The following is a 21,312-nucleotide window of genomic DNA, read 5'->3' as shown; positions in this document are numbered from 1 at the left end:
CCGGCGGCGCTCCGCGGCGGGTAGACTCGGCGCCACAATGGACGACCCTCCCTCTGCGCATCCGGCCTGTTCCGCTCACTGCCGTGCTCCTCGGACTCCCGCTCGACGCTCCGGTGCCGCCGCTCCGCCGGCCCGCACCGTCCGGCCCTCCTCGCACCTCCCTCTCGTGACCGGGGGCGACCACCGTGGGAACTGAGTGGCTCCTCCTCGGCGTCGGCCTGCTGCTGACCCTGGGCACCGGCGTCTTCGTCGCCAGCGAGTTCGCGCTGGTGAACCTCGACCGGGCCGACCTCGAGGCCCGTCGCGACCGCGGCGAGACGCGCCTGGGCATGACCATCGCGGCCCTGCGCGTCACCTCCACGCACCTCTCGAGCGCGCAGCTGGGCATCACTCTCACGACGCTGCTCACCGGCTACACGATGGAGCCCGCCCTCTCGACGCTGCTCCAGGAGCCGTTCAGCGGACTCGGCATCCCGGAGGAGGCGCTCGCGCCGGTCATGACGGTGGTCGCCATCGTCATCGCGACCCTGCTGTCGATGATCCTCGGCGAGCTGGTCCCCAAGAACTTCGCCCTCGCTCTGCCGCGGGCGACCGCGAAGCTCGTCGTGCCGCTGCAGACCGCGTTCACGACGGTGTTCCGCCCGGCCGTCGCCCTGCTGAACGGCAGCGCGAACGCCCTGCTGCGCCTGGTCGGCATCGAGCCGAAGGAGGAGCTCTCGGGCGCCCGCAGCGCCGAGGAGCTCTCGAGCCTCGTGCGCCACTCCGCCAGCGCCGGACTGCTCGAGGAGGACACGGCCGACCTGCTCGGGCGCACCCTCCGCTTCTCCGCCCTCACCGCGGGCGACGTGATGACGCCGCGCCTGCGCCTGTCGACGGTCGAGCGCGCGAGCACCGCGCAGGACGTGCTCGACCTCGCCCGCACCACCGGGTTCTCGCGCTTCCCGATCACGGACGACGACATCGACGACATCGTCGGAGTCGTGCACGTCAAGCAGGCCGTCGCCGTGCCCCGCGGCAAGAGGTCCGACGTGCCGGTCACGGCGCTGCGCTCCGAGCCGCTCCGCGTCCCCGAGACCATGAAGCTCGATGTGCTGCTCACGGAGCTGCGCGGACGCGGCTTCCAGCTCGCGGTCGTCGTCGACGAGTACGGCGGGACGGCGGGCGTCGCCACGCTCGAGGACCTGGTCGAGGAGCTGGTCGGCGAGGTCGCCGACGAGCACGACCGCTCCCGGGCCGACGTGGTCAAGCTCCCCGGCTCCACCACCTTCCCCGGCATGCTCCGCCCCGACGAGGTCCTCGACCGCGCCGGCGTGCACATCCCCGAGGAGGGGCCCTACGAGACGGTCGCCGGATTCGTGATGAGCGAGCTCGGCCGCCTCCCCGCCGTCGGCGACCGGGTCGACGTCGAGGGCGGCTCGCTGCGCGTCGAGCGCCTGGACGGCCGCCGCATCGACCGCCTCCGCTTCACGCCCGACCCCGACGCGGATCCCGACGGGATCCCCGACCCGCTCGCCGACGTCGCCCGCGGACACCGCGGACGGAAGGAGTCCGACGATGAGTGACTGGGCCGGAATCGCCTGGCTCGTGGTGCTCCTCGCCGCGAACGCCTTCTTCGTCGGAGCGGAGTTCGCGGTCATCTCCGCGCGCCGCTCCCAGATCGAGCCCCTCGCGGAGAGCGGACGCCGCAGCGCGATCACCGCGCTCGCCGCGATGGAGCACGCCACACTGATGCTCGCGACCACGCAGCTGGGCATCACCGTCTGCTCGCTGTTGATCCTCAACGTGAGCGAGCCGGCGATCCACCACCTGCTCGAGGTGCCGCTGCACGCCGTCGGCATCCCCGACGAGCTCTCCGGCACCGTCGCCTTCGTCATCACGCTGCTGATCGTGTCGTTCCTGCACGTGGTGCTCGGCGAGATGGTCCCCAAGAACATCTCGTTCTCGATGCCCGACCGCGCCGTGCTCCTCCTGGCGCCGCCGCTCGTCGCCATCGCCCGGGTCCTCCGCCCGATCATCGTCGCCCTCAACGCGGTCTCGAACGGAGTGCTCCGCCTCTTCAAGGTGGAGCCCAAGGACGAGGCGAACAGCACCTTCACGCTCGAGGAGGTGCAGACGATCGTCGACCAGTCCACCCGCGAGGGCACGCTCCGCGACTCGACCGGGACCCTCCTCGCCGCGTTCGAGTTCACCGAGAAGAAGGTCCACGACGTCGCCCTGCCCCTCGACGGGATCGTCAGCCTCCCCAGCGGAGCGACCCCCGCCGACGTCGAGCGCGCCGTCGCCAAGCACGGCTTCTCGCGCTACGTGATCCTCGGGGAGGACGGCACCCCCGAGGGCTACATCCACCTCAAGGACGTCCTCGACCTCGACGGCGACACGGAGGGCGCCAAGTTCCGCCTCCCCGTCCCCGCCAAGCGCATCCGCCAGCTCGCCTCGATCTTCGAGGCCACCGACCTCGAGGACGCCCTCGCGATCATGCGGCGCACCGGCGCCCACCTCGCCCGGGCGTTCGACGAGCAGGGCCGCGCCACCGGAGTGCTGTTCCTCGAGGACATCATCGAGGAGCTCGTCGGCGAAGTCGACGACGCCACCCGCCGCTAGGCGCGGGCCGCGGAGGGGCCGTCTGCGGCGTTGTCGTCGGGCGCGATACCGCCGGTATCGCTTCCTCCTCCGCCTTGCATCCGACCCCTCCGCGGCCCGCGCCCGCGGGTGCTGGAGGGGGCGTTGTCGTCGGGCGCGATACCGCCGGTATCGCTTCCTCCTCCGCCTTGCATCCGACCCCTCCGCGGCCCGCGCCCGCGGGTGCTGGAGGCGGCGTTGTCGTCGGGCGCGATACCGCCGGTATCGCTTCCTCCTCCGCCTTGCATCCGACCCCTCCGCGGCCCGCGCCCGCGGGTGCTGGAGGGGGCGTTCGGCGGCGTTGTCGTCGGGCGCGATACCGCCGGTATCGCTTCCTCCTCCGCCTTGCATCCGACCCCTCCGCGGCCCGCGCCCGCGGGTGCTGGAGGGGGCGTTCGCGGCGTTGTCGTCGGGCGCGGTACCGCCGGTACCGCTTCCTCCTTCGCCCAGCGAATGCCCCCTCCAGCACACGCGCCCCCCTGGAGAAAGGGGAGAGGGGTGCGGCTGCGCCGGCACCAGTGCGCCGCGCCGGCATCAGTGCGGCTGCGCCGGCACCGGGCGGCTCGGTCGCAGGGCGACGTAGGGTGGCGGGATGGGTGAGCGGGTCGGGACGGCGGAGGCGGCGCGGAGCATCAGGGTGCCGCGGGAGGACGACGACAAGTACACGCGCGGGGTGCTGGGGATCGCGACCGGGTCGGAGCGGTACCCGGGAGCGGCGGTGCTCGGCGTCGAGGCGGCGGTGCGGACGGGAGTCGGCATGGTCCGCTACCTCGGACCGGAGCGGCCCGGGGGCCTGGTGCTCGCCCGGCGGCCGGAGGTCGTGACCGCGGTGGGGCGCGTGCAGGCCTGGCTCGTCGGCTCCGGCACCAGCGCCGAGGACCGCAGCGACGAGGAGCGGCGCACCCTGATCGAGCAGCTGCACTCGGGAGTCCCGGTGGTGCTCGACGCGGGCGCGCTCGACCTGATCGACGAGGCCGCAGGCCCGGTCGTCATCACGCCGCACTACCGCGAGCTCGCCGGAGTGCTCGGCCGAGCGGGTCTGGGCGCGGACGCCGCGACGATCGCCGAGGCCCCGGGGGAGTGGGCGCGCCGGGCGGCGGACCGCCTCGGAGTCTGCGTGCTCCTCAAGGGCGGCACCACCCACGTCGTCGCGGGCGGCGTCGAGCTCGAGGTCTCCGGATCCACGCCCTGGCTGGCGACCGCGGGCAGCGGCGACGTCCTCGGCGGCGTGCTCGGCGCACTCCTCGCCGGTCGGGCCGCGGACGCCGAGGCGGCCGGGGCGACTCTGACGGCGGAGGACCTCGCCCCCGTGGCCGCCGCGGCCGCCGTCCTGCACGCGGAGGCCGGACGGAGCGCCTCCGCCGGCGGCCCGATCGCCGCGCTCGACATCGCGGAGCACCTGCCCGGAGTGGTCGCCGCACTCCTGCGCTGACACGCCCGTCGGACGAGCGCTGAACCGAACCGGGACCGCCGCCGTTGTCCTGGAGGAAGCGACGCCCGCGGCCCGGCTCACCGGCTCCGCACCGCCGCCTCATCGGGTGCTCGAAGCGAGCACCTCTACCGTCGGATCCGCCGCGTCCGCCTCGACCAGGAGAACAGACATGACCGCGAAGACCACGACTCCCGCCCGCTACGCCCTGACCCTCCTCGCCGGCGCCGGCACCCTCGCCGCGCTCGCCGCCTGCTCCAGCACCACCACGACCGGGAGCGACGCCGCCGACGCGGCGACCACCACCGCTCCGAGCACCGCCACCAGCTCCGCCCCCGAGGCCACCGGCGCCGCGTCCTCCGCCGCGAGCGGCAGCAGCTACGCCGACGGCACCTACGAGGCCGAGGGCGCCTACACCTCGCCCGGAGGGAACGAGAAGGTGGGCGTCTCGCTGACCCTCGCCGACGGCGTCGTCACCGACGTGACCGTGACCCCGGAGTCGGAGAACCCCACCGGCCAGCAGTACCAGTCGCGCTTCGCGGGTGGCATCGCGGGCGAGGTCGTCGGCAAGCAGCTCGACGAGCTGAAGGTCTCCAAGGTGTCGGGGTCCTCCCTCACCTCCGGCGGCTTCAACGACGCCGTCGAGACCATCAAGGCCGATGCCACGGCCTGACGCCCCGACGGTCCTCGGCCACGCGTGGAGGTTCGACGCGATCGGCACCGGCTGGCAGATCGACACCGCCGAGCCGCTCGAGCCCTCCCACCGCTCGCGGGTCGAGGCGCGCATCGCGGAGTACGACCGCACCTGGTCGCGGTTCCGTGACGACTCCGCCGTCTCGCAGCTGCGGGTCGGAGGCGAGCACGTCTTCCCCGACGAGGCGGCCGACCTCTTCGCACTGTACGACGTGCTCGACGAGCTGACCGGCGGGGCGGTCACCCCCTTCGTCGGCGGCTCTCTCGAGCAGCTCGGCTACGACTCCGCGTACACCCTCGTCCCGCGCGGACCCGCCGTCCCCGCTCCCTCCTGGGCCGCCGCCCGACGCGGGGCGGCGGGACTGCGGGTCGAGCCCGGGACCGTCGTCGACGTCGGCGCCGCGGGCAAGGGCCAGCTCGTAGACCTCGTCCTCGAGGAGTTCGACGGAGTCGGGCCCGCCGTCGTCGACGCGAGCGGCGACCTCCGGGGCATCGGAGCCGGACCCGTCCGGGTCGGCCTCGAGCACCCGTGGGACCCGAGCAGCGCACTGGGAGTGGCGGTGCCCGGCGACCGCGCGCTCTGCGGCTCGGCGAGCAACCGCCGCGCCTGGGGCAGCGGCCTCCACCACGTCCTCGACGGGCGGACCGGAGCTCCGGTCGAGAGCATCGTCGCCACCTGGGCGGTGGCCGACACGGCCCTCGTCGCCGACGGGCTCGCGACCGCGCTGTTCGTCTGCCCGCCCGAGGCCCTCGCCGAGCGCTTCGACTTCGAGTTCGTCCGCGTCCGCAGCGACGGCACCCTCCACTACTCGCCTTCCTTCCCCGGAGAGGTCTTCCGATGATCGGCACCTTCGACCGCGCCCTCGGCCGCGTCACCACCTACCGGCTGGTCTGGATGACGCTCGCCGCGCTCCTGCTCGTCGCCGTCGGCTACGCCGCAGCCGGCCTGATCTTCTCGTCGCCGCTCGAGATCCTCGGCACGACGCTGGTCGCCGTCGTCTCGACGGCCCTGGTCAGCGCGGTCCTCGCGAGGCTGTTCCGCAGCCGCGCGCACCTGGAGTCCTCGCTCGTCACCGGTCTGCTGATCGCCTGCCTGCTCTTCCCGACGGCCGATCCCCGCGGGCTCGCCGTGATCGCGCTCGTCGGCGCGATCGCCGCCGCGTCCAAGTACGTCCTCGCCTGGCGGGGCCGCCACCTCTTCAACCCGGCCGCGGTCGCCGTGCTGATCATCGGCTTCACGGGGCTCAACGCCGGAGCCTGGTGGATCGCCAGTGGCGCGATCTGGCCGTTCGTCGTCGTGGGTTCCCTCCTGATCGTCGCGCGGGTCCGCCGCTGGGCCGTCTTCGCCGTCTTCGTCGTCGTCGCCGGCGGGGTGTCCGTGCAGCAGGCGGTGCAGAACGGCCAGGACCTCGGCGCCGCGGCGGCCCTGGTCCTCACGGCCTACCCCTTCGTCTTCGCCGGCGCCTTCATGCTGACGGAGCCGCTCACGCTCGCGCCGCGCCGCTCGCAGCAGCTGATCATCGCGGTCGTCGCAGCGCTCGTGGCGAGCGTCCCCTTCCACATCGGCGTCGTCTCCGCCACTCCGGAGCTGGGCCTCGTGGTCGGCAACGCCCTCGCGTTCGCCTTCGCATTCCGCCAGCGTCGGCGGCACACGCTCGAGCTCGCCTCGACCCGCGTGCTGGCGCCGGGCATCGCGGAGTACCGCTTCCGCTCCCGCTCGCCGCTGACCTTCGAGCCGGGCCAGTGGCTCGAGCTCGACCTGCCGCACCGCGCCGACAGCCGGGGCAGCCGGCGCACCTTCTCGGTCTCCTCCGCTCCGTCCGACGGCGAGATCGCGATCGCCCTGCGGATGCCGGAGAAGGCGAGCAGCTTCAAGCGCGCCCTCGCCGCGCTGGAGCCCGGCGACTCGCTCCGGGCGACGAGCGTCGGCGGTGACTTCGTCCTGCCGGCCGATCCCACCGTGCCGCTGCTGCTGGTGGCGGGCGGCATCGGGATCACCCCGTTCGCCAGTCAGCTCCGCTCGCTCGCGGACGGTCCGCGGCGCGACGTCGTCGTCGTGGTCGCCGCGCCGAGCCTCGCCGAGGTCGCGTACCGCGACCTGCTGCAGGAGTCGGGGGCCCGGGTCGTGCTCTGCTCGAAGGAGGCGCCGACCGACCTGCCCGCACGGTGGTCGCACGTCACAGGCCGACTGACCGCCGAGCTGCTCGCGGACGCGGTGCCGGACGCCGGCCGCCGCGTGGGCTACGTCTCCGGGTCGCCGTCGTTCGTCGACTCGGTCCGCGGCGCCCTGCGCGGTGCCGGGGCGAAGCGGATCCGCACCGACGCGTTCGCCGGCTACTGAGTTCGTCGGGTCGCGACGCCGGCCGCTGACGCCCGGCGGCGACCGACGCCGCCGGGGGATCGATGCCCGGCGGGAGCGGCGCTCTCAGGCGGGCTCAGGTGCTGCCAGGGTCCCGTTCAGCGGCCCCTCTACAATGACGCGGTGCCGTCCTCCCCTCCTCGAGCGTCCTCCCGCCCCCTCGCCCGGCTGCGCGAGAACCGCGACTCCGTCGCCGTGCTCTGGGGCGCCTTCGCGCTGGTGCACGTGGTGCTCTCCCTCCTGGCGCTGTTCGCTCCGGGTCTGCCGATGGGCGACGTCAGCATCGTCTACAAGGAGTGGATGAGGACCGCCGTCGAGGGCGGCGGCATCGCCGGGATCGACACGGGCTGGGTCTACCCGATCCTCGCCTGGGGCCCGATCGCCGCCTCCTGGCTCTTCGGCTCGGCGGGCTACGACCTGATGTGGCTCGTCCTCGTCGCGCTCGCCGATGCCGCCGCCTTCGCCCTGCTGCTGCGCGGCCGGTCGGCGCCTCGCCTCGCCGCGGCGCGCTGGTGGCTGCTGTTCCTCGTCCTCCTCGGGCCGATCGCGATCGGCCGCATCGACGCCTTCACTGCGCCGCCGGCCATCGCCGGGACGCTCTGGGCGGCGACCCGTCCGGGCGTCGCGGCGCTGCTGCTGACCGTGGCCACCTGGATCAAGGTGTGGCCGGCCGCGATCCTCGCCGCTGCCGTGCTGGTCCTGCGCGGACGGCTGCGGATGATCCTCGTCCCCGCGGTCGCCTCCGTGATCATCGTGCTCGCGGTCGTCCTCGTCGGCGGCGGGGACCAGGTCTTCAGCTTCGTCACCGACCAGACCGATCGGGGCCTCCAGATCGAGGCCGTCGTGAGCACTCCCTGGATGTGGCTGTCGGTCCTCCCGGGATCGGGGAGCTACGTCTACTACGCCGCCGACATCAACACCTTCGAGATGCACGGGCCCGGCACCGAGTTCGCGGCGAGCCTGATGACCCCGCTGCTCGCTCTGGCCATGCTCGGCGTGGCCCTGCTGGGTGCCCGTGCTCTCGCCCGCCGGGCGGACCCCGCCAGGCTGTTCCCGCTGCTCGCGCTGACCTTCGTGGTCGTGTTCATCGACACCAACAAGGTGCTCTCGCCGCAGTACATCGTCTGGCTCGCGCCGCCGGTGATCGCCGGGCTGATCGCGTGCCGCGACGGCGCGTTCGACCGGCCCGCGAAGCTGACGCTCGTCACTGCGGCTCTGACCCAGGTGGTCTACCCGTACCTCTACCTCTTCCTCCTCTGGTCGCACTGGTGGATGGTGCTCGTGCTGACCGTGCGGAACGTCCTCCTCGTGGTGCTGCTCGGCTGGCTGCTGCGCGAGCTGTGGAGGATGGGGACGGCGCGGGTCGTCGCACCCGGCGCCACGACTTCCGCGTCGTCGCTGACCGGCGAGACCCGCCTGGCGCCCCAGGGCTCGTAGGCTCGGAGGGCGCGGGGCCGGCACGCGGTGCGCGCAGTCAAGGAGGCTCCCATGCTCGTCGCATTCTCGGTCGCACCGTCCGGGGGCGAGGCGCCCGACGCGTCCGTCCACGACGCCGTCGCCGCCGCCGTCCGCATCGTCCGCGAGAGCGGCCTGCCGTCGCGGACGACCTCGATGTTCACCGAGATCGAGGGGGAGTGGGACGAGGTCTTCGACGTCGTCAAGCGCGCGACGGAGGCCGTCGGAGCGTTCGGGACGCGCGTGTCGCTCGTCCTGAAGGCGGACATCCGCCCCGGCTACTCGGGCGAGATCGACGGCAAGATCGCCCGGCTGAACGACGCGCTGGGGGAGTAGCGGGTCCCCGCCACGACCTCTCGTGTCCGGGCGTGCTCGAATCGATTCGACATCTGTCCGATCCTGAGTAGCCTTGACCGGTGACGCTCTCGCCCGCTCGGACCCGCCTCGCCCTGCTCGCCCTCGCGATGGGGGGCTTCGGCATCGGCTCGACCGAGTTCGTCGCGATGGGGCTCCTCCCGCAGCTCGCCGCCGACCTCCTCCCCGGGGTCTGGGCCGCGAGCCAGGAGCAGGCCGTCTCGCAGGCGGGGATGCTGATCTCGGCCTACGCGCTCGGTGTCGTGGTCGGCGCCCCCACCATCGCCGCCGCAGCGGCGCGCTGGCCGCGCAAGAGGCTCCTCCTGACCCTCCTCGTCGCCTTCACCGTCGGGACGATCGGCTCGGCGCTGCTCCCGAGCTTCCCGCTCGTCCTCGCCGCGCGCTTCGTCGCCGCGCTTCCGCACGGCGCCTACTTCGGCATCGCCTCCCTGGTCGCCGCCGACCTGATGGGTCCCGGCAAGCGCGGCAAGGGAGTCGCGTTCGTCCTCTCCGGGCTCACGATCGCGAACGTCATCGGCGTGCCCGCGATCACCTGGGTCGGGCAGATCGCCGGCTGGCGCACCGCCTACCTCGTGGTCGCGGTGCTCTTCGCGCTGACCGTCGTGGCCGTCCAGCTTCTGGTGCCCGCGCAGCCCGGGAATCCGGCGGCGACCGTCCGCAACGAGCTGCGGGCGTTCGGGCGCCTGCAGGTCTGGATGACCCTGCTCGTCGGCGCCATCGGCTTCGGCGGACTCTTCGCGATGTACAGCTACATCTCGCCGCTCGCGACCGAGGTGACGGGCCTGCCGCTCGGCGCGGTCCCGTGGATCCTGGTCGTCATCGGCCTCGGGATGACCGTCGGCAACCTCGTCGGCGGCTGGGCCGCCGACCGCGACGTGCGGCGGGCGCTGGTGGTGTTCTTCGCCGGCGTCGGCGTCTCGCTGATCGGGCTCGCGCTGTCGGCCTCGTCGGTCGTCGGCCTGGTGGTGTTCGCGTTCCTCTCGGCAGGCTTCTCGGCGGCCGCGTCGCCCGCGATCCAGACCCGGCTGATGGACGTGGCGCGCGACAGCCAGACGATCGCGGCCGCGCTCAACCACTCCGCCCTCAACATCGGCAACTCGGTGGGTGCCGCGCTCGGCGGCCTGACGATCGCCGCCGGACTGGGCTACCTGTCGCCCATCTGGGTCGGCGTGGGCCTGACCGCGGCCGGAATCGTGCTCGCCCTCGGCAGCATCGCGATCGACCGCGCCCGAGGCACGGTCTACCCGGTCCACCACGAGCCCGCCCAGCCGGGCACCGGCGGCATCCCGGTCGACGCACTGTAAGCAGAGCGCCGCCCGGGCCTCTGGAAGACTCTCGGCATGCGCGCCGTGAGCTACTCGTCCTTCTCCGCCCTCCCCGCGATCGTCGAGGTCCCGGAGCCCGTCTGCCCCGTCGACGGCGTCGTCGTCCGCGTCGCGGCGACCGGGGTGTGCCGGAGCGACTGGCACGCGTGGAAGGGGCACGACGACTCGGTCGTCCTGCCGCAGATCCCCGGGCACGAGTTCGCCGGGACGGTGATCGCGACGGGAGCCCAGGTGTCGCTCTTCGCGGTCGGCGACCGGGTCACAGCGCCGTTCGTGTTCGCCTGCGGCGACTGCGAGCAGTGCCGGGAGGGGGCGACGCAGGTGTGCCTCCGGCAGCAGCAGCCGGGATTCACCCTCGACGGGTCGTTCGCCGAGGCGGTGGCCGTGCCGGGTGCGGACCTGAACCTGGTGCGCCTGCCCGACTCCGTCGGCTTCGTCGAGGCGGCCGGTCTCGGCTGCCGCTTCGGGACCGCGTACCACGCCCTGCACGAGCGCGGCCGGGTCGCCCCGGGGGAGTGGGTCGCGGTGCTGGGCTGCGGCGGAGTCGGCCTCTCCGCGGTGATCGTCGCGCTCGCGGCCGGGGCCCGTGTGGTGGCGTCGGACGTCTCCGCCCCGGCGCGGGAGGCCGCAGCCGCGCTCGGGGCGGTGACCGTCCCCGGAGGCGAGGGTGCCGCCGAGGCGATCCGGGCGGCGACCGGAGGAGGGGCGCATCTGGCGATCGACGCCGTCGGCAGCAGCGTCACGGCGGAGGCGTCGATCGCCGCCCTGCGTCCGCGCGGCCGGCACGTGCAGGTGGGTCTGCTGCTCGGGCCCGACGCCGCACCGGCGATCCCGCTCGGCCGGGTCATCGCCCAGGAGCTGGAGCTGCTGGGCAGCCACGGCATCGCCCGGAGCGGCTACACGGCCCTCCTCCACGACATCGTCGCCGGCCGTCTGCGCCCCGCCGAATCCGTCGGCCGCACCATCGCCTTCGAGGACCTGCCCGCCGCTCTCGCCGCGATGGACGCCCCCGCCGCGACGCCCGGCATGACGGTCGCCGTCCTGGCCCCCTGACGCCGGCCCGCAGGAGCACTGACAGTCCGGTCCGGTGGTTCTCGATGCCCCGCGTCCCGCGGCATCTCGACCAGCATCGACCCGTTGTCCGTGCCTGGTGGTTCTCGATGCGCCGCGTCCCACGGCGACTCGACCGGCACGACTCGGGCACGCCCGCCCTGGTCGACTGCAGGAGCAGGTGGCCGCCGCTCGACGAGGTGGAGCCCGCCGACAGCGATCCGCGTGCCAGCGGATCGATGCCGGGCGACGCACCTCGCTCCGCGGAACGCGCCACGTCGTGAAGCCGATCGCGCCGTGGCGGGCGGGGACCGCCGCGCCCTCGTGGAGCCCGCCGACAGTGATCCGCGTGCCGGCGGATCGATGCCGGGCGACGCACCTCGCTCTGCGGAGCGCGCCGCGTCGTGAAGCCGATCGCGCCGTGGCGGGCGGGGACCGCCGCGCCCTCGTGGAGCCCGCCGACAGTGATCCGCGTACCGGCGGATCGATGCTCGGGCGACGCGCCCCGCTCTGCGGAACGCACTACGTCGTGAAGTCGACCGCGCCGCGGCGGGCGGGGACCGCCGCGCCCTCGTGGAGCCCGCCGACAGCGATCCGCGTGCCAGCGGATCGATGCCGGGCGACGCACCCCGCTCTGGGGAACGCACCACGTCGTGAAGCCGACCGCGCCGTGGCGGGCAGGGACCGCCACGGAAGAGGACTCAGTCCGTCTCGATGAGGATCCCGTCGTGGATGGCGCGCTTGCGGAGCGCCACTTTCGTGCCGACGTCGATGCCGACGACGCGGTACTTCTCGCGGATCCGCTTGAGGTACGACTTCGCCGTCTCCTCCGAGATGCCCAGCTCGAACGCGACCGACTTCACCGGCTCGCCGCCGCCGTAGAGAGCCATCACGCGGCGCTCCTGCGCACTGAGCTTCGGCGCTCCGTCGGAGTCGCCGGTGGAGAGCGCCATGTCGAGCTCGTGCGAGATGTAGGAGTGGCCGTCCTTGGCCGCGCGGATCGCCTCGACGATCATGTCCGCGTCCTCGGTCTTCACGAGGTAGCCGAGGGCTCCGGAGGCGAGTGCCTCGCGGACCACGGCGGGCTCGGAGTAGGTGCTCATCAGCACGGTCTTCACCCCGGTGGTCTTGAGGGTCGAGAGCTTCACCGAGATCGGGATGTTGTCCTTGAGGTCGAGGTCGAGGAGGACGACGTCGACGGGGAACTCGGGGTGCGTGAGCAGCTCGGGCCAGGAGGCGACCGCGGCCACCAGCTGGATGTCGGAGGCGGCTCCGCGGATCCACTCCGTGAGCGCTCCGAGGAGCATCTTGTGGTCGTCCACGACCGCGAGAGTGATCTTCGCGTCAGCGGTGGGTGTCATCGGTGTCCTTCGGTCGGCGGTCGTCGGCGGTCTCTCGGCGGCTGCTCACCGGTCGGCGGGATTCTCGACCAGGCAGTCGATCTCGATCCGGAGCTCTCCGTCGCGCGAGGTGTCGCGGAAGACGCCGACCTGAGCGATAGCCTCCCACGTCGCAGGATCGACGCCGCGCAAGGGCGCGCCTGAGGAGCGGAGCGTGATCGGCACGAGCAGTCCTCGGGCGGCCGTCCCGGCTCCGGGATCGCGGGGGCTGCCCGACTCGACGTGGAGGACCACGGCGAGCCCGGTCGCGCTGTCGGCCATCAGCCAGATCGCCGAGAGGAGCCCGTCGCGCTGCTGGTGCCCGAGGAGTCCGGCGGTGCCGTCCGGATCGTCGAGCTCGACGAGCGGCGCGAGCAGCTCGGACTCGAGCACGGCATGGTGCAGCCAGGTCTCGCGCCGCCCCTCGATGAGGTGGAGGCGGAGCTGGGTGGCGAGCGAGGTCGCGTGGGCGGCGCGCTGGGCGTCGAGGGGCAGGCGGACCGAGCCGTCGCCCACCTCGGCGAGGAGGCGCTCGGCGGCGAGGTCGAGCCGTGCGAGCTCTTCCGAGGCGAGCATCCCGACCGCGTAGCGCGGGCCGAGCGTGGTGCTCTGCACGAGGGCGCGGTCGATCTCGAGCTGGACCATCCGGCGGAATCCGCGCATCATCACGACCACGACGACGGCCGGCGCGATCGTCACCACGAGGGCGCTGATGCGCACCGAGAGCGCGCCTGCGCCGCCCGACTCCATCGAGAGGAACGCGATCACCTCGGCGATCGCGACGAGGGCGCTCACCGCGAGGATCTCGATCCCGCGCCGGTGGACGATCAGCGCGGCGTGCGCGACGGCGCCCGCGACCGCGGCGGTGGGGACGGTGCGGGCCGCGCCGGAGTCGGTCACGGCCACCAGGTCGAGCACGACGGCGGCTCCGAGGGCGACGAGGAAGCAGAGGTAGACCGGGAGCGGCAGGCGGCGTCCGCCGAGGTGGATCGCGAGGACGGTGGATCCGAAGGCCAGGACGACGAGGACCCAGGCGATCGCCGCGGGCGCGAGGTCGCTGTAGCGGGCGGAGGTCGAGAGGAAGATCAGCAGCTCGTAGGCGAGGATCGCGGCGGCGATGCCGTTGAGGCCGCTGCCGAGGTAGTTGGTGCCGAGCCCCTCCTGCTGTCGGCGGACCGAGCGGGCGGACCGGGAGGAGCGGCCGTGCGTCGCGGGCACGCGTCCCAGCAGCGGGGCCCGCGACTCCGGCGCGGGGCTCACTTGGGGACCTCCAGCACCACGGTCGTCCCCGATCCGGGGGCGCTGAACAGTCTGGTGCGGCCGCCGACGTCGCCGAGCCGGGCGATCACCGACTCCTTGAAGCCGAGCTTCGTGTCGGGGACGGTCGCGATGTCGAAGCCCGCGCCCGCGTCCGTGACCATCGCGCGGACGGTCGTCTCGTCCTCGGTGATCGTCACGTCGGCCGAGGCGACGCCGGAGTGGCGGCGCACGTTCTCGAGGCACTCCGCCAGGGCAAGGACGAAGGAGTCGAGGGCCGCGCCGGTGAGCGCCACCTGGCCGGAGCCGTGCCAGATCACGTCGAGCCCCATCCGGCCGAAGCGGTTGCGGACGGTCTCGAGGGTGTTGGCCGCGGGGGCGGAGGTGACGCTGGTCAGCTGGTAGGAGCCGGACGCGCTCGGGGTGGGGGTCCCGCCGAGCCGGAGCTGGCGCAGGAGCTGCGCGTCCTGCGCCGCCTGCTGCCGGAGCGCGTCGACCGACACTCCGCGGCCCGAGTGCGCGAGGAGCGTGAGGGTGGCCAGCACCGTGTCGTGCAGGAGCCGCGCACCCTGCCGGCGCTGCGCCTCCGTCTCGCTGGCGAGGCGCTCCACACGGTGCGCGTTGCCGATGCTGTCGATCCGCCGCACCACCCGAGGGACCGCTGTGCCGATCCAGAGGGCGAATCCGCAGAGCGTGCCCCAGGGCAGCAGGCTCTGGACGACCACGGTGGGGATCATGGTGCCGCTCGAGACGAGCACCGACGGGATCAGGCTCGGGAGGACCACTGGCAGCAGCAGGAGCAGTCGGCGCGCGGACGTCGTCACGATCACGGCGATGCTCGCGGTCACGGCGTTCGCGGTGTTGACCAGGACGAACCCGGCGAAGTCGGCGCCCGGAGCGAGCCCCAGCGCGAGGCCCCAGCCCAGCAGCAGGCCGCCGACGGCGACGGCGATCACTCGGCTGCGGCGCCCCGTCCGGGCGAGCTCGACGTGGGCGGCCATCATGCCCAGGAGCAGCGCGACGGCGAACGGCACGGCGGCGGGCTGGAGCGTCCCGGGGATGAGGGCCATGCCGAGCGCCCCCGCCTCCGTGAGCAGGCCGATCCCGCAGGCGGAGTGGCGCAGCAGCCGATCGCGCTCGCGAGCGCTGCGGATCATCGGCACGCTCTGGCCCCCTCCGGTCGTGGCGCGGGGCTGGCCCCCGTCTCACGATAGCCACTGCCCGGGCCGGTCGGAGCGGTTCGGGGCGTCGAACCGCGCCGGGGTCGGGCGGGTCAGGCCGTCGCGGGATGCGCCAGCAGCCGGGCGAGGTGCGCGCCGACCGCGTCGTCCTCGATGAGGAACCCGTCGTGGCCGAACGTCGAGGTGATCACCGCGACCTCTCCGCCGTCGAGGGCGCCGGGAGCGTGCGCCGCGATGATCCGCTGGCCCTCGACCGGGAAGAGCCGGTCGCTGTCGATGCCGAGGACGAGGGTCGGGCTGGTGATCCGGGAGAGGGCGGCCGCCTCGCCGCCCCGGCCGCGGCCGACGTCGTGCGAGTTCATCGCCTCGACGAGCGTGATGTAGCTGTTCGCGTCGAAGCGGCGCGTGAACTTGTTGCCGTGGAAGTCGAGGTACGACTCCACGGCGAAGCGGCCGCCGCCGCCGAGCGGGCTGAGCCCCGACTGCCAGCTGCGCTCGAAGCGGTCGTTGAGCTCGGAGGGGCTGCGGTAGTTGAGAAGTGCCATCCGGCGGGCGAGCGCGAGGCCGTGGTACGGGCCCTGGCCGTCGCCGGCGTCGTAGTAGGAGCCGCCCGCGAAGGCCGCGTCGTTGCGGATCGCCTCGAGCTGCACGAAGTTGAGGGCGATCTGGTCGGCCGTGGCCCGCGGGGGAGCGGCCAGGACCGCGAGGCGCGCGACCCGCTCCGCGTGGTCGATCCCCCACTCCAGCGCCTGCATCCCGCCCATCGAGCCGCCGATGACGGTGTGCCAGCGCTCGACGCCGAGCAGGTCGCTGAACTGCACCTGCGCCCGCACCTGGTCGCGGATGCTCGTGTACGGGAACCGTGCGCCCCACTCGTGGCCGTCGGGGGCGAGGGACGCGGGCCCGGTGGAGCCCTGGCACCCGCCGAGCATGTTCGGGGCGACCACGAAGAAGCGGTCGGTGTCGATGACGAGGCCGGGGCCGACGAGTCCCGACCACCAGCCGTCCGTCGCGTGGCCGGGATCGCCGCGGCCGAGCAGGTGGGAGTCGCCGGTCAGCGCGTGCAGGACGAGGACGGCGTTGTCGCGGCGCTCGTTCAGCGCGCCCCAGCTCTCGTAGGCGATGCGGGCGTGGGGGAGGCGGCCGCCCGCCTCGAAGTCGAACGGGCCGAGGTCGACGAAGCGGCGTCCGCCCGGGTGGTCGCCGTCGCGCCAGGCTCCGGTGGCGGGCGGCTTGCCGATGACCGAGAGGAGCTGGCGCTCGGTGACGAACGCCGACGGGACCGTGTCCTCGAGTGTCTGCTGCCAGTCCATAGCGCTGTCCATCGTGTCAGAGCGCCGCGGGGCGGAGCCGTTTGTTACGCCCTGCTCCCGCGCTCCTCCGCCCGCGCGCGGAGCGCCCTGACGTGGTCCTCGAGGACGGGGACCCCGTCAGGGCGCCGAGGGGCCTCAGGCGTTCGCGCGGGAGGCCTCGACGACGGCGCGCGCGGCGCGGAGGGCCTGGTCGAGGTCGGCGCGGAGGTCGTCGACGTTCTCGAGTCCCACCGACAGGCGCACCAGGCCCGGAGTGACGCCGGCGGTCAGCTGCTGCTCGGGCGAGAGCTGCGAGTGCGTGGTCGACGCGGGGTGGATGACGAGCGAGCGGACGTCGCCGATGTTGGCCAGGTGCGAGAACAGCTCCAGCGAGTCGACGAAGGCCCGGCCGGCGTCCACTCCGCCCTTGAGCTCGAACGAGAGCACCGCGCCCACGCCCTTCGGCGCGTAGCGGTTTGCCGCGGCGTACCAGGGCGAGGTGGGCAGGCCCGAGTAGTTCACCGAGGCGATGTCGGAGTGGTTCTCGAGGTACTCCGCGATCTCCTGCGCGTTCTGCACGTGGCGCTCGATCCGGAGCGAGAGGGTCTCGATGCCCTGGATGAGCTGCCAGGCGCTCGCCGGGGCGATCGAGGCGCCGAGGTCGCGCAGCAGCTGCACGCGGGCCTTGATGATGTAGGCGAGGGAGTCGCCGACCGCGGCGGTGTAGACGGCGCCGTGGTACGACTCGTCCGGCGTGGTGAGGCCGGGGAAGCGCTCGGCGTTCGCGGTCCACGAGAAGCGGCCGCCGTCGACGATCGCTCCGCCGATGACCGTGCCGTGGCCGCCGAGGAACTTCGTCGCCGAGTGCACGATGATGTCCGCGCCGTGCTCGAAGGGGCGGATCAGGTAGGGCGTCGCGATGGTGTTGTCCACGATCAGGGGCACGCCGGCGTCGTGCGCGACATCGGCCACGGTGCGGATGTCGAGGATGTTGATCTTGGGGTTGCCGACGGTCTCGGCGAAGAACAGCTTCGTGTTCGGACGGACGGCGCGGCGCCACTCCTCGCGGTCGTCCTGGTTCTCGACGAAGGTCGTCTCGATGCCGAGCTTGGCGAGGGTGTACTTGAAGAGGTTGTAGGTGCCGCCGTAGATCGAGGACGACGAGACGATGTGGTCGCCGGCCTGGGCGATGTTCAGCACGGCCGCGGTCTCGGCGGCCTGGCCCGAGGCGAGCAGCAGGGCGCCGGAGCCGCCCTCGAGGGCGGTGAGCCGCTCCTCCACGACCGCCTGGGTCGGGTTCTGGATGCGGGTGTAGATGTTCCCGAACTCGGCCAGCGCGAACAGGTTCTGGGCGTGCTCCGCGTTGTCGAAGACGTAGGAGGTGGTCTGGTAGATCGGCGTCGCGCGGGCCTTGGTCACCGGGTCCGGCGCGGCGCCCGAGTGGATCTGCTTGGTCTCGAACTGCCACTTCTCGGAGTCGGTCATGGTGCTTCCCATCGGATCGTCGGGGTCGGTGACGGGGCCGTTCTCCGTCGCGACGAGCGTACGCGGGGGCCCGCCGGGCGGCCAGGACCGCCGACACACGGGGTAACGGCCGTCAGCGCCGCTCGGGCTGCCGGTCGCGCTTGGCGCCCGTAGGGTCTGCGCGGTCCGGGCTCGGAGGCCTCTCGTCGGCCACCGGGGCGAAGAGCCAGGCCGCGCGGGGCTCGACCAGCCGGTGGAAGACGGTGCGGGTCCAGCCCAGCGAGAGCGCGACCGAGACCGCGACGCAGAACACGATCATCAGCACGAGGGCGAGCGTGCTCTCCGTCTGCGAGAGGATCCCGGACTCCCGCAGCGGATAGAGGACGAAGCTGTGGAGGAGGTAGACGTACATCGTCGACTGCCCCCAGGCGGTGAGCGGGGTGCGGCGGCGGGGCACCATCGCGAAGAGCGCGAGCGAGAGCACGACCGCTCCGGCCATCAGGGCCAGCCGCACCAGCCCGGCCCACCACTGGGTCTCGCCGAGCGCGTCGTAGGGGCGGTCGTAGAAGAACCAGTAGCGCAGGTCCGCCGCTCGGAACGCCTCGATGTTGACGGTCATGACGACCGCCGTGACCGCGAAGAGGACGACGGCGAGGATCCGGGCGAGGAGCACCCGCGACGGCGGCTGATCGAGCCAGCGGTCGACGGCGGAGCGGCCGCCGGGGGCGAAGCCGCGCAGGCGCCAGCCGAACACGAAGAACGGCAGGATCCCGATCGCGCGTGCGAGCGAGAAGGTCGAGTCGATGTTGTCGTAGTAGCTGACCCCGACCGCGAGCACCACGCTGATCAGCAGCGGCCAGCGCAGCAGCGCCAGGTAGGGGAGGACGAGGCGGAAGATGCCCAGCGCGAGCAGGAACCACAGCGTCCAGCTCGGCTTCGTCGGGTTGAACTCCTGCTTCCCCTCGACCAGGAACTGCACCAGGGTCCAGATCGTCTCCATGATCAGGTAGGGCAGGAGGATGTCGGTCAGCACCCGCCGCATCGCGCGCCCGCTCGGTGCGCCGCTCTTGGAGAAGTAGCCCGAGATGATCGCGAAGGCCGGCATGTGGAAGGCGTAGATCGTCAGGTAGACGATGAGCGAGGTGTCGGAGTTGGCCGTCAGCCGCTGGACGCCGTGCCCGATCACGACGAGGGTCACGCAGACGAAGCGCGCGTTGTCCCAGAGGGGCACGCGGCGCTTCGGGGTGACGGCTGTCCCGGCGGTCGCGGGAACCGGGTCGGCGGGCGGCACACGGCCAGACTAGCGTTGGGCTGCGACGACGGAGTCGAGGGTGTCCGAGGCTTGACGGAAGGGGACGGGCGTGGATCGACGCGTTGTCGTGACAGGAGCGAGTTCAGGGATCGGGGCGGCCGCGGTCCGCCTGTTCCGCGAGCACGGCTGGGAGGTCGTCGCCGTCGCGCGCCGGCGCGACCGGCTGGAGGCGCTCGCCGCCGAGACCGGCGCCGGGTACTTCGCCGCCGACCTCACCGACGCCGCTCAGGTCGACGCTCTGCGCGACCACCTCGCCTCCTCCGGGCCCGTGCACGCGCTCGTGAACAACGCGGGCGGTGCGCTCGGACTCGACTCGGTCGAGAGGTCCGACCCCGAGGACTGGCGCCGCATGTTCGAGATCAACGTGCTCTCGGTGAAGCTCGTGACCAGCGCGCTGCTCCCGCTGCTGCGCGCCGGGATCCGGGGGAGCGGCACCTCCGCGGACATCGTGACGGTCACCTCGATCGCCGGCCACGTCGCCTACGAGGGCGGAGGCGGGTACAACGCCGCCAAGCACGCCGCGCACGCGCTGGTCGCCGTGCTGCGGCTCGAGCTGGCCGGCGAGCCGATCCGCGTGATCGAGATCGCGCCGGGGATGGTGCACACGGACGAGTTCTCGCTGGTCCGCTTCGGCGGCGACCGGGAGCGCGCCGACGCGGTCTACGCCGAGGTCCCCGACCCGCTCGTCGCGGAGGACGTCGCCGCTGCGATCGTCTCCTCGGTGGAGCTCCCCGCCCACGTCAACCTCGACCTCGTGACCATCAAGCCGGTCGCGCAGGCGGCCCCGCACAAGGTCGCGAAGGGACCCCTGGCCCCGCGCGCCTGACCGATGTGACGCGGAGGCCCGCGACGGCCTAGCCTGTCCCTCATGGTTTCCGACGCCGACGACTCCGCCGCCCTCCTCGCCGCCACGGAGAAGGAGGTGCTCGGCTGGCTCGAGTTCGGCGACGCCGCTCGGCACCTGGCCGACGACGTGGTCGCGTCGGGCTACCGGCCGGAGCTGGTCGTCGCCATCGCGCGCGGCGGTCTGCTCCTCGCGGGCGCCGTGGCCTACGCGCTCGGCATCAAGAGCTGCGGGGCGCTGAACGTCGAGTTCTACACCGGCGTCGAGGCGCGACTGGCGGAGCCCGTGGTGCTGCCGCCGCTGCTCGACGAGGCGTCCGTGCGCGGCAAGCGCATCCTCCTGGTCGACGACGTCTCCGACTCCGGCCACACCCTCGCCCTCTCGGTGAAGCTCATCCGCGCGATGGGTGCCGAGGTGCGCACCGTGACCCTCTACACGAAGCCGCGCACGGTGCTCGAGCCCGATTTCTTCTGGCGCCGCACCCCGCGCTGGATCGTCTTCCCCTGGTCGGCTCTGCCCCCGGTGGACGGAGCCCTCGCCGAGGACGACGAGTGAGCGTCCACCTGATCGGCGGCGGAGGCGGCGTCGAGCACGACCAGCAGCTGTACGGGGCGTTCCTCGCGGAGGCGCGCGCCCACGCGGTCGACGCCGGCCGGATCGAGGGCCCGCGCATCGCGATCGTCGTCGTCCACGACGGGCTGGGCCCCGAGGCCTACGCCGGCTACGCGGCACTGCTCGCGACGGTCGGCCCGCTCGACGCGTTCGCCGTGATGAAGCCGGAGGGCGGCCGGATCGATCCCGCGGTCTTCGACGACGTCGACGGGATCTTCGTCGGCGGAGGGCTGACCCCGGCCTACCGCGACGCGCTCGAGGCCTGCTTCCCGCGGCTGCGCGATCTCGTCTCCTCCGGAGTGCCGTACGCCGGCTACTCGGCGGGAGCCGCCGTCGCAGCCGATCGCGCCCTCGTCGGCGGCCACCGGATCGGCGGTGTCGCCGTCGTCCCGGAGGGCGCGGCGGAGGAGCTCGACGAGGTCACGGTGCTCGAGGGCATCGGCCTCATCGACGTGACGGTCGACGTGCACGCGGCGCAGTGGGGGACCCTCGGCCGCCTGGTCGCGGCCGTCGAGGCGGGCCTGGTCGACGGCGGCGTCGCGCTCGACGAGTCCACCGTGCTGATCGTCGGCACCGGCGCGCTCCGCGTCGGCGGCGCCGGCTCGGTGTGGCGCGTGAGCGGCAGCGACGCCGGAGTCGTCGTCGCGACGCTCGCGGCGGGCTGAC

The 21,312-nt window shown here is 73.2% G+C and carries 19 protein-coding genes; 13 read left to right on the top strand and 6 right to left on the bottom strand.

Annotated features, from left to right (window positions below):
* Window positions 1-185: 185 nt before the first annotated feature.
* From C5B93_RS01320 to C5B93_RS01275, 10 genes are all read left to right on the top strand, one after another.
* The gene (locus C5B93_RS01320; RefSeq protein ID WP_104225499.1) at window positions 186-1,562 is read left to right on the top strand and encodes a hemolysin family protein; all 1,377 of its coding nucleotides are present in this window, start codon (window positions 186-188) and stop codon (window positions 1,560-1,562) included.
* A complete protein-coding gene (locus tag C5B93_RS01315; protein ID WP_104224111.1) occupies window positions 1,555-2,601 on the top strand; it encodes a hemolysin family protein in 1,047 nt (348 codons plus the stop codon). The genes C5B93_RS01320 and C5B93_RS01315 overlap by 8 nt, the downstream gene beginning before the upstream one ends.
* A gap of 610 nt (window positions 2,602-3,211) precedes the next feature.
* Window positions 3,212-4,051, top strand: a complete 840-nt coding sequence (locus C5B93_RS01310; RefSeq protein WP_104291586.1) for an ADP/ATP-dependent (S)-NAD(P)H-hydrate dehydratase — start codon at window positions 3,212-3,214, stop codon at window positions 4,049-4,051.
* Between the two features lie 169 nt (window positions 4,052-4,220).
* Window positions 4,221-4,721, top strand: a complete 501-nt coding sequence (locus C5B93_RS01305) for an FMN-binding protein (protein WP_104224453.1) — start codon at window positions 4,221-4,223, stop codon at window positions 4,719-4,721.
* Window positions 4,708-5,583: an FAD:protein FMN transferase gene (locus C5B93_RS01300; RefSeq protein WP_104291585.1), complete on the top strand. Its 876-nt coding sequence runs from the start codon at window positions 4,708-4,710 to the stop codon at window positions 5,581-5,583. Before C5B93_RS01305 ends, C5B93_RS01300 begins: the two co-directional genes overlap by 14 nt.
* Window positions 5,580-7,082 carry an oxidoreductase gene (locus tag C5B93_RS01295; RefSeq protein ID WP_104291584.1) on the top strand — a complete coding sequence of 501 codons (1,503 nt, stop codon included), beginning with the start codon at window positions 5,580-5,582 and terminating at the stop codon, window positions 7,080-7,082. The genes C5B93_RS01300 and C5B93_RS01295 overlap by 4 nt, the downstream gene beginning before the upstream one ends.
* Before the next feature lie 141 nt (window positions 7,083-7,223).
* On the top strand, window positions 7,224-8,537 hold the full coding sequence (locus tag C5B93_RS01290; protein ID WP_104291583.1) for a glycosyltransferase 87 family protein: 1,314 nt from the start codon (window positions 7,224-7,226) through the stop codon (window positions 8,535-8,537).
* A gap of 51 nt (window positions 8,538-8,588) precedes the next feature.
* Window positions 8,589-8,891, top strand: coding sequence for a thiamine-binding protein (locus tag C5B93_RS01285; protein ID WP_104224449.1), 303 nt, complete (start codon window positions 8,589-8,591; stop codon window positions 8,889-8,891).
* 128 nt (window positions 8,892-9,019) lie between these two features.
* Window positions 9,020-10,234, top strand: a complete 1,215-nt coding sequence (locus C5B93_RS01280) for an MFS transporter (RefSeq protein WP_104291681.1) — start codon at window positions 9,020-9,022, stop codon at window positions 10,232-10,234.
* 36 nt (window positions 10,235-10,270) lie between these two features.
* Window positions 10,271-11,308, top strand: coding sequence for an alcohol dehydrogenase catalytic domain-containing protein (locus C5B93_RS01275; protein WP_104291582.1), 1,038 nt, complete (start codon window positions 10,271-10,273; stop codon window positions 11,306-11,308).
* A gap of 698 nt (window positions 11,309-12,006) precedes the next feature.
* On the opposite strand, the gene C5B93_RS01270 is transcribed toward C5B93_RS01275, so the two are convergent.
* The 6 genes from C5B93_RS01270 to C5B93_RS01245 all read right to left on the bottom strand — a co-directional run bounded on the left by C5B93_RS01270 (window position 12,007) and on the right by C5B93_RS01245 (window position 19,169).
* Window positions 12,007-12,666: a response regulator gene (locus C5B93_RS01270; RefSeq protein ID WP_104224447.1), complete on the bottom strand. Its 660-nt coding sequence runs from the start codon at window positions 12,664-12,666 to the stop codon at window positions 12,007-12,009.
* Between the two features lie 45 nt (window positions 12,667-12,711).
* Window positions 12,712-13,902, bottom strand: a complete 1,191-nt coding sequence (locus C5B93_RS01265; RefSeq protein ID WP_146076851.1) for a hypothetical protein — start codon at window positions 13,900-13,902, stop codon at window positions 12,712-12,714.
* A 38-nt stretch (window positions 13,903-13,940) separates the two neighbouring features.
* The gene (locus tag C5B93_RS01260) at window positions 13,941-15,098 is read right to left on the bottom strand and encodes a sensor histidine kinase (protein WP_104291581.1); all 1,158 of its coding nucleotides are present in this window, start codon (window positions 15,096-15,098) and stop codon (window positions 13,941-13,943) included.
* Window positions 15,099-15,214: 116 nt separating this feature from the next.
* Window positions 15,215-16,435 carry a homoserine O-acetyltransferase gene (locus tag C5B93_RS01255; protein WP_104224444.1) on the bottom strand — a complete coding sequence of 407 codons (1,221 nt, stop codon included), beginning with the start codon at window positions 16,433-16,435 and terminating at the stop codon, window positions 15,215-15,217.
* 135 nt (window positions 16,436-16,570) lie between these two features.
* Window positions 16,571-17,899: a bifunctional o-acetylhomoserine/o-acetylserine sulfhydrylase gene (locus tag C5B93_RS01250; protein ID WP_104225507.1), complete on the bottom strand. Its 1,329-nt coding sequence runs from the start codon at window positions 17,897-17,899 to the stop codon at window positions 16,571-16,573.
* Window positions 17,900-18,011: 112 nt separating this feature from the next.
* Window positions 18,012-19,169: an acyltransferase family protein gene (locus tag C5B93_RS01245; protein ID WP_104291580.1), complete on the bottom strand. Its 1,158-nt coding sequence runs from the start codon at window positions 19,167-19,169 to the stop codon at window positions 18,012-18,014.
* A gap of 70 nt (window positions 19,170-19,239) precedes the next feature.
* Here C5B93_RS01245 and C5B93_RS01240 point away from each other — a divergent pair, with 70 nt between their 5' ends.
* Genes C5B93_RS01240 through C5B93_RS01230 form a run of 3 tightly spaced genes read left to right on the top strand, consistent with a single transcriptional unit; the run spans window position 19,240 to window position 21,311 of the window.
* The gene (locus C5B93_RS01240; protein WP_258062822.1) at window positions 19,240-20,016 is read left to right on the top strand and encodes an SDR family NAD(P)-dependent oxidoreductase; all 777 of its coding nucleotides are present in this window, start codon (window positions 19,240-19,242) and stop codon (window positions 20,014-20,016) included.
* Between the two features lie 42 nt (window positions 20,017-20,058).
* Window positions 20,059-20,589, top strand: a complete 531-nt coding sequence (locus C5B93_RS01235) for a phosphoribosyltransferase (protein ID WP_104224441.1) — start codon at window positions 20,059-20,061, stop codon at window positions 20,587-20,589.
* Complete coding sequence (locus tag C5B93_RS01230) at window positions 20,586-21,311, top strand: peptidase S51 (protein ID WP_104224440.1); 726 nt, start codon at window positions 20,586-20,588, stop codon at window positions 21,309-21,311. The genes C5B93_RS01235 and C5B93_RS01230 overlap by 4 nt, the downstream gene beginning before the upstream one ends.
* Window position 21,312: the final 1 nt, after the last annotated feature.

This window comes from Rathayibacter sp. AY1A2 (assembly GCF_002930935.1).
Lineage (GTDB): Bacteria > Actinomycetota > Actinomycetes > Actinomycetales > Microbacteriaceae > Rathayibacter.
This window is presented reverse-complemented; position numbering and strand designations above follow the sequence as displayed.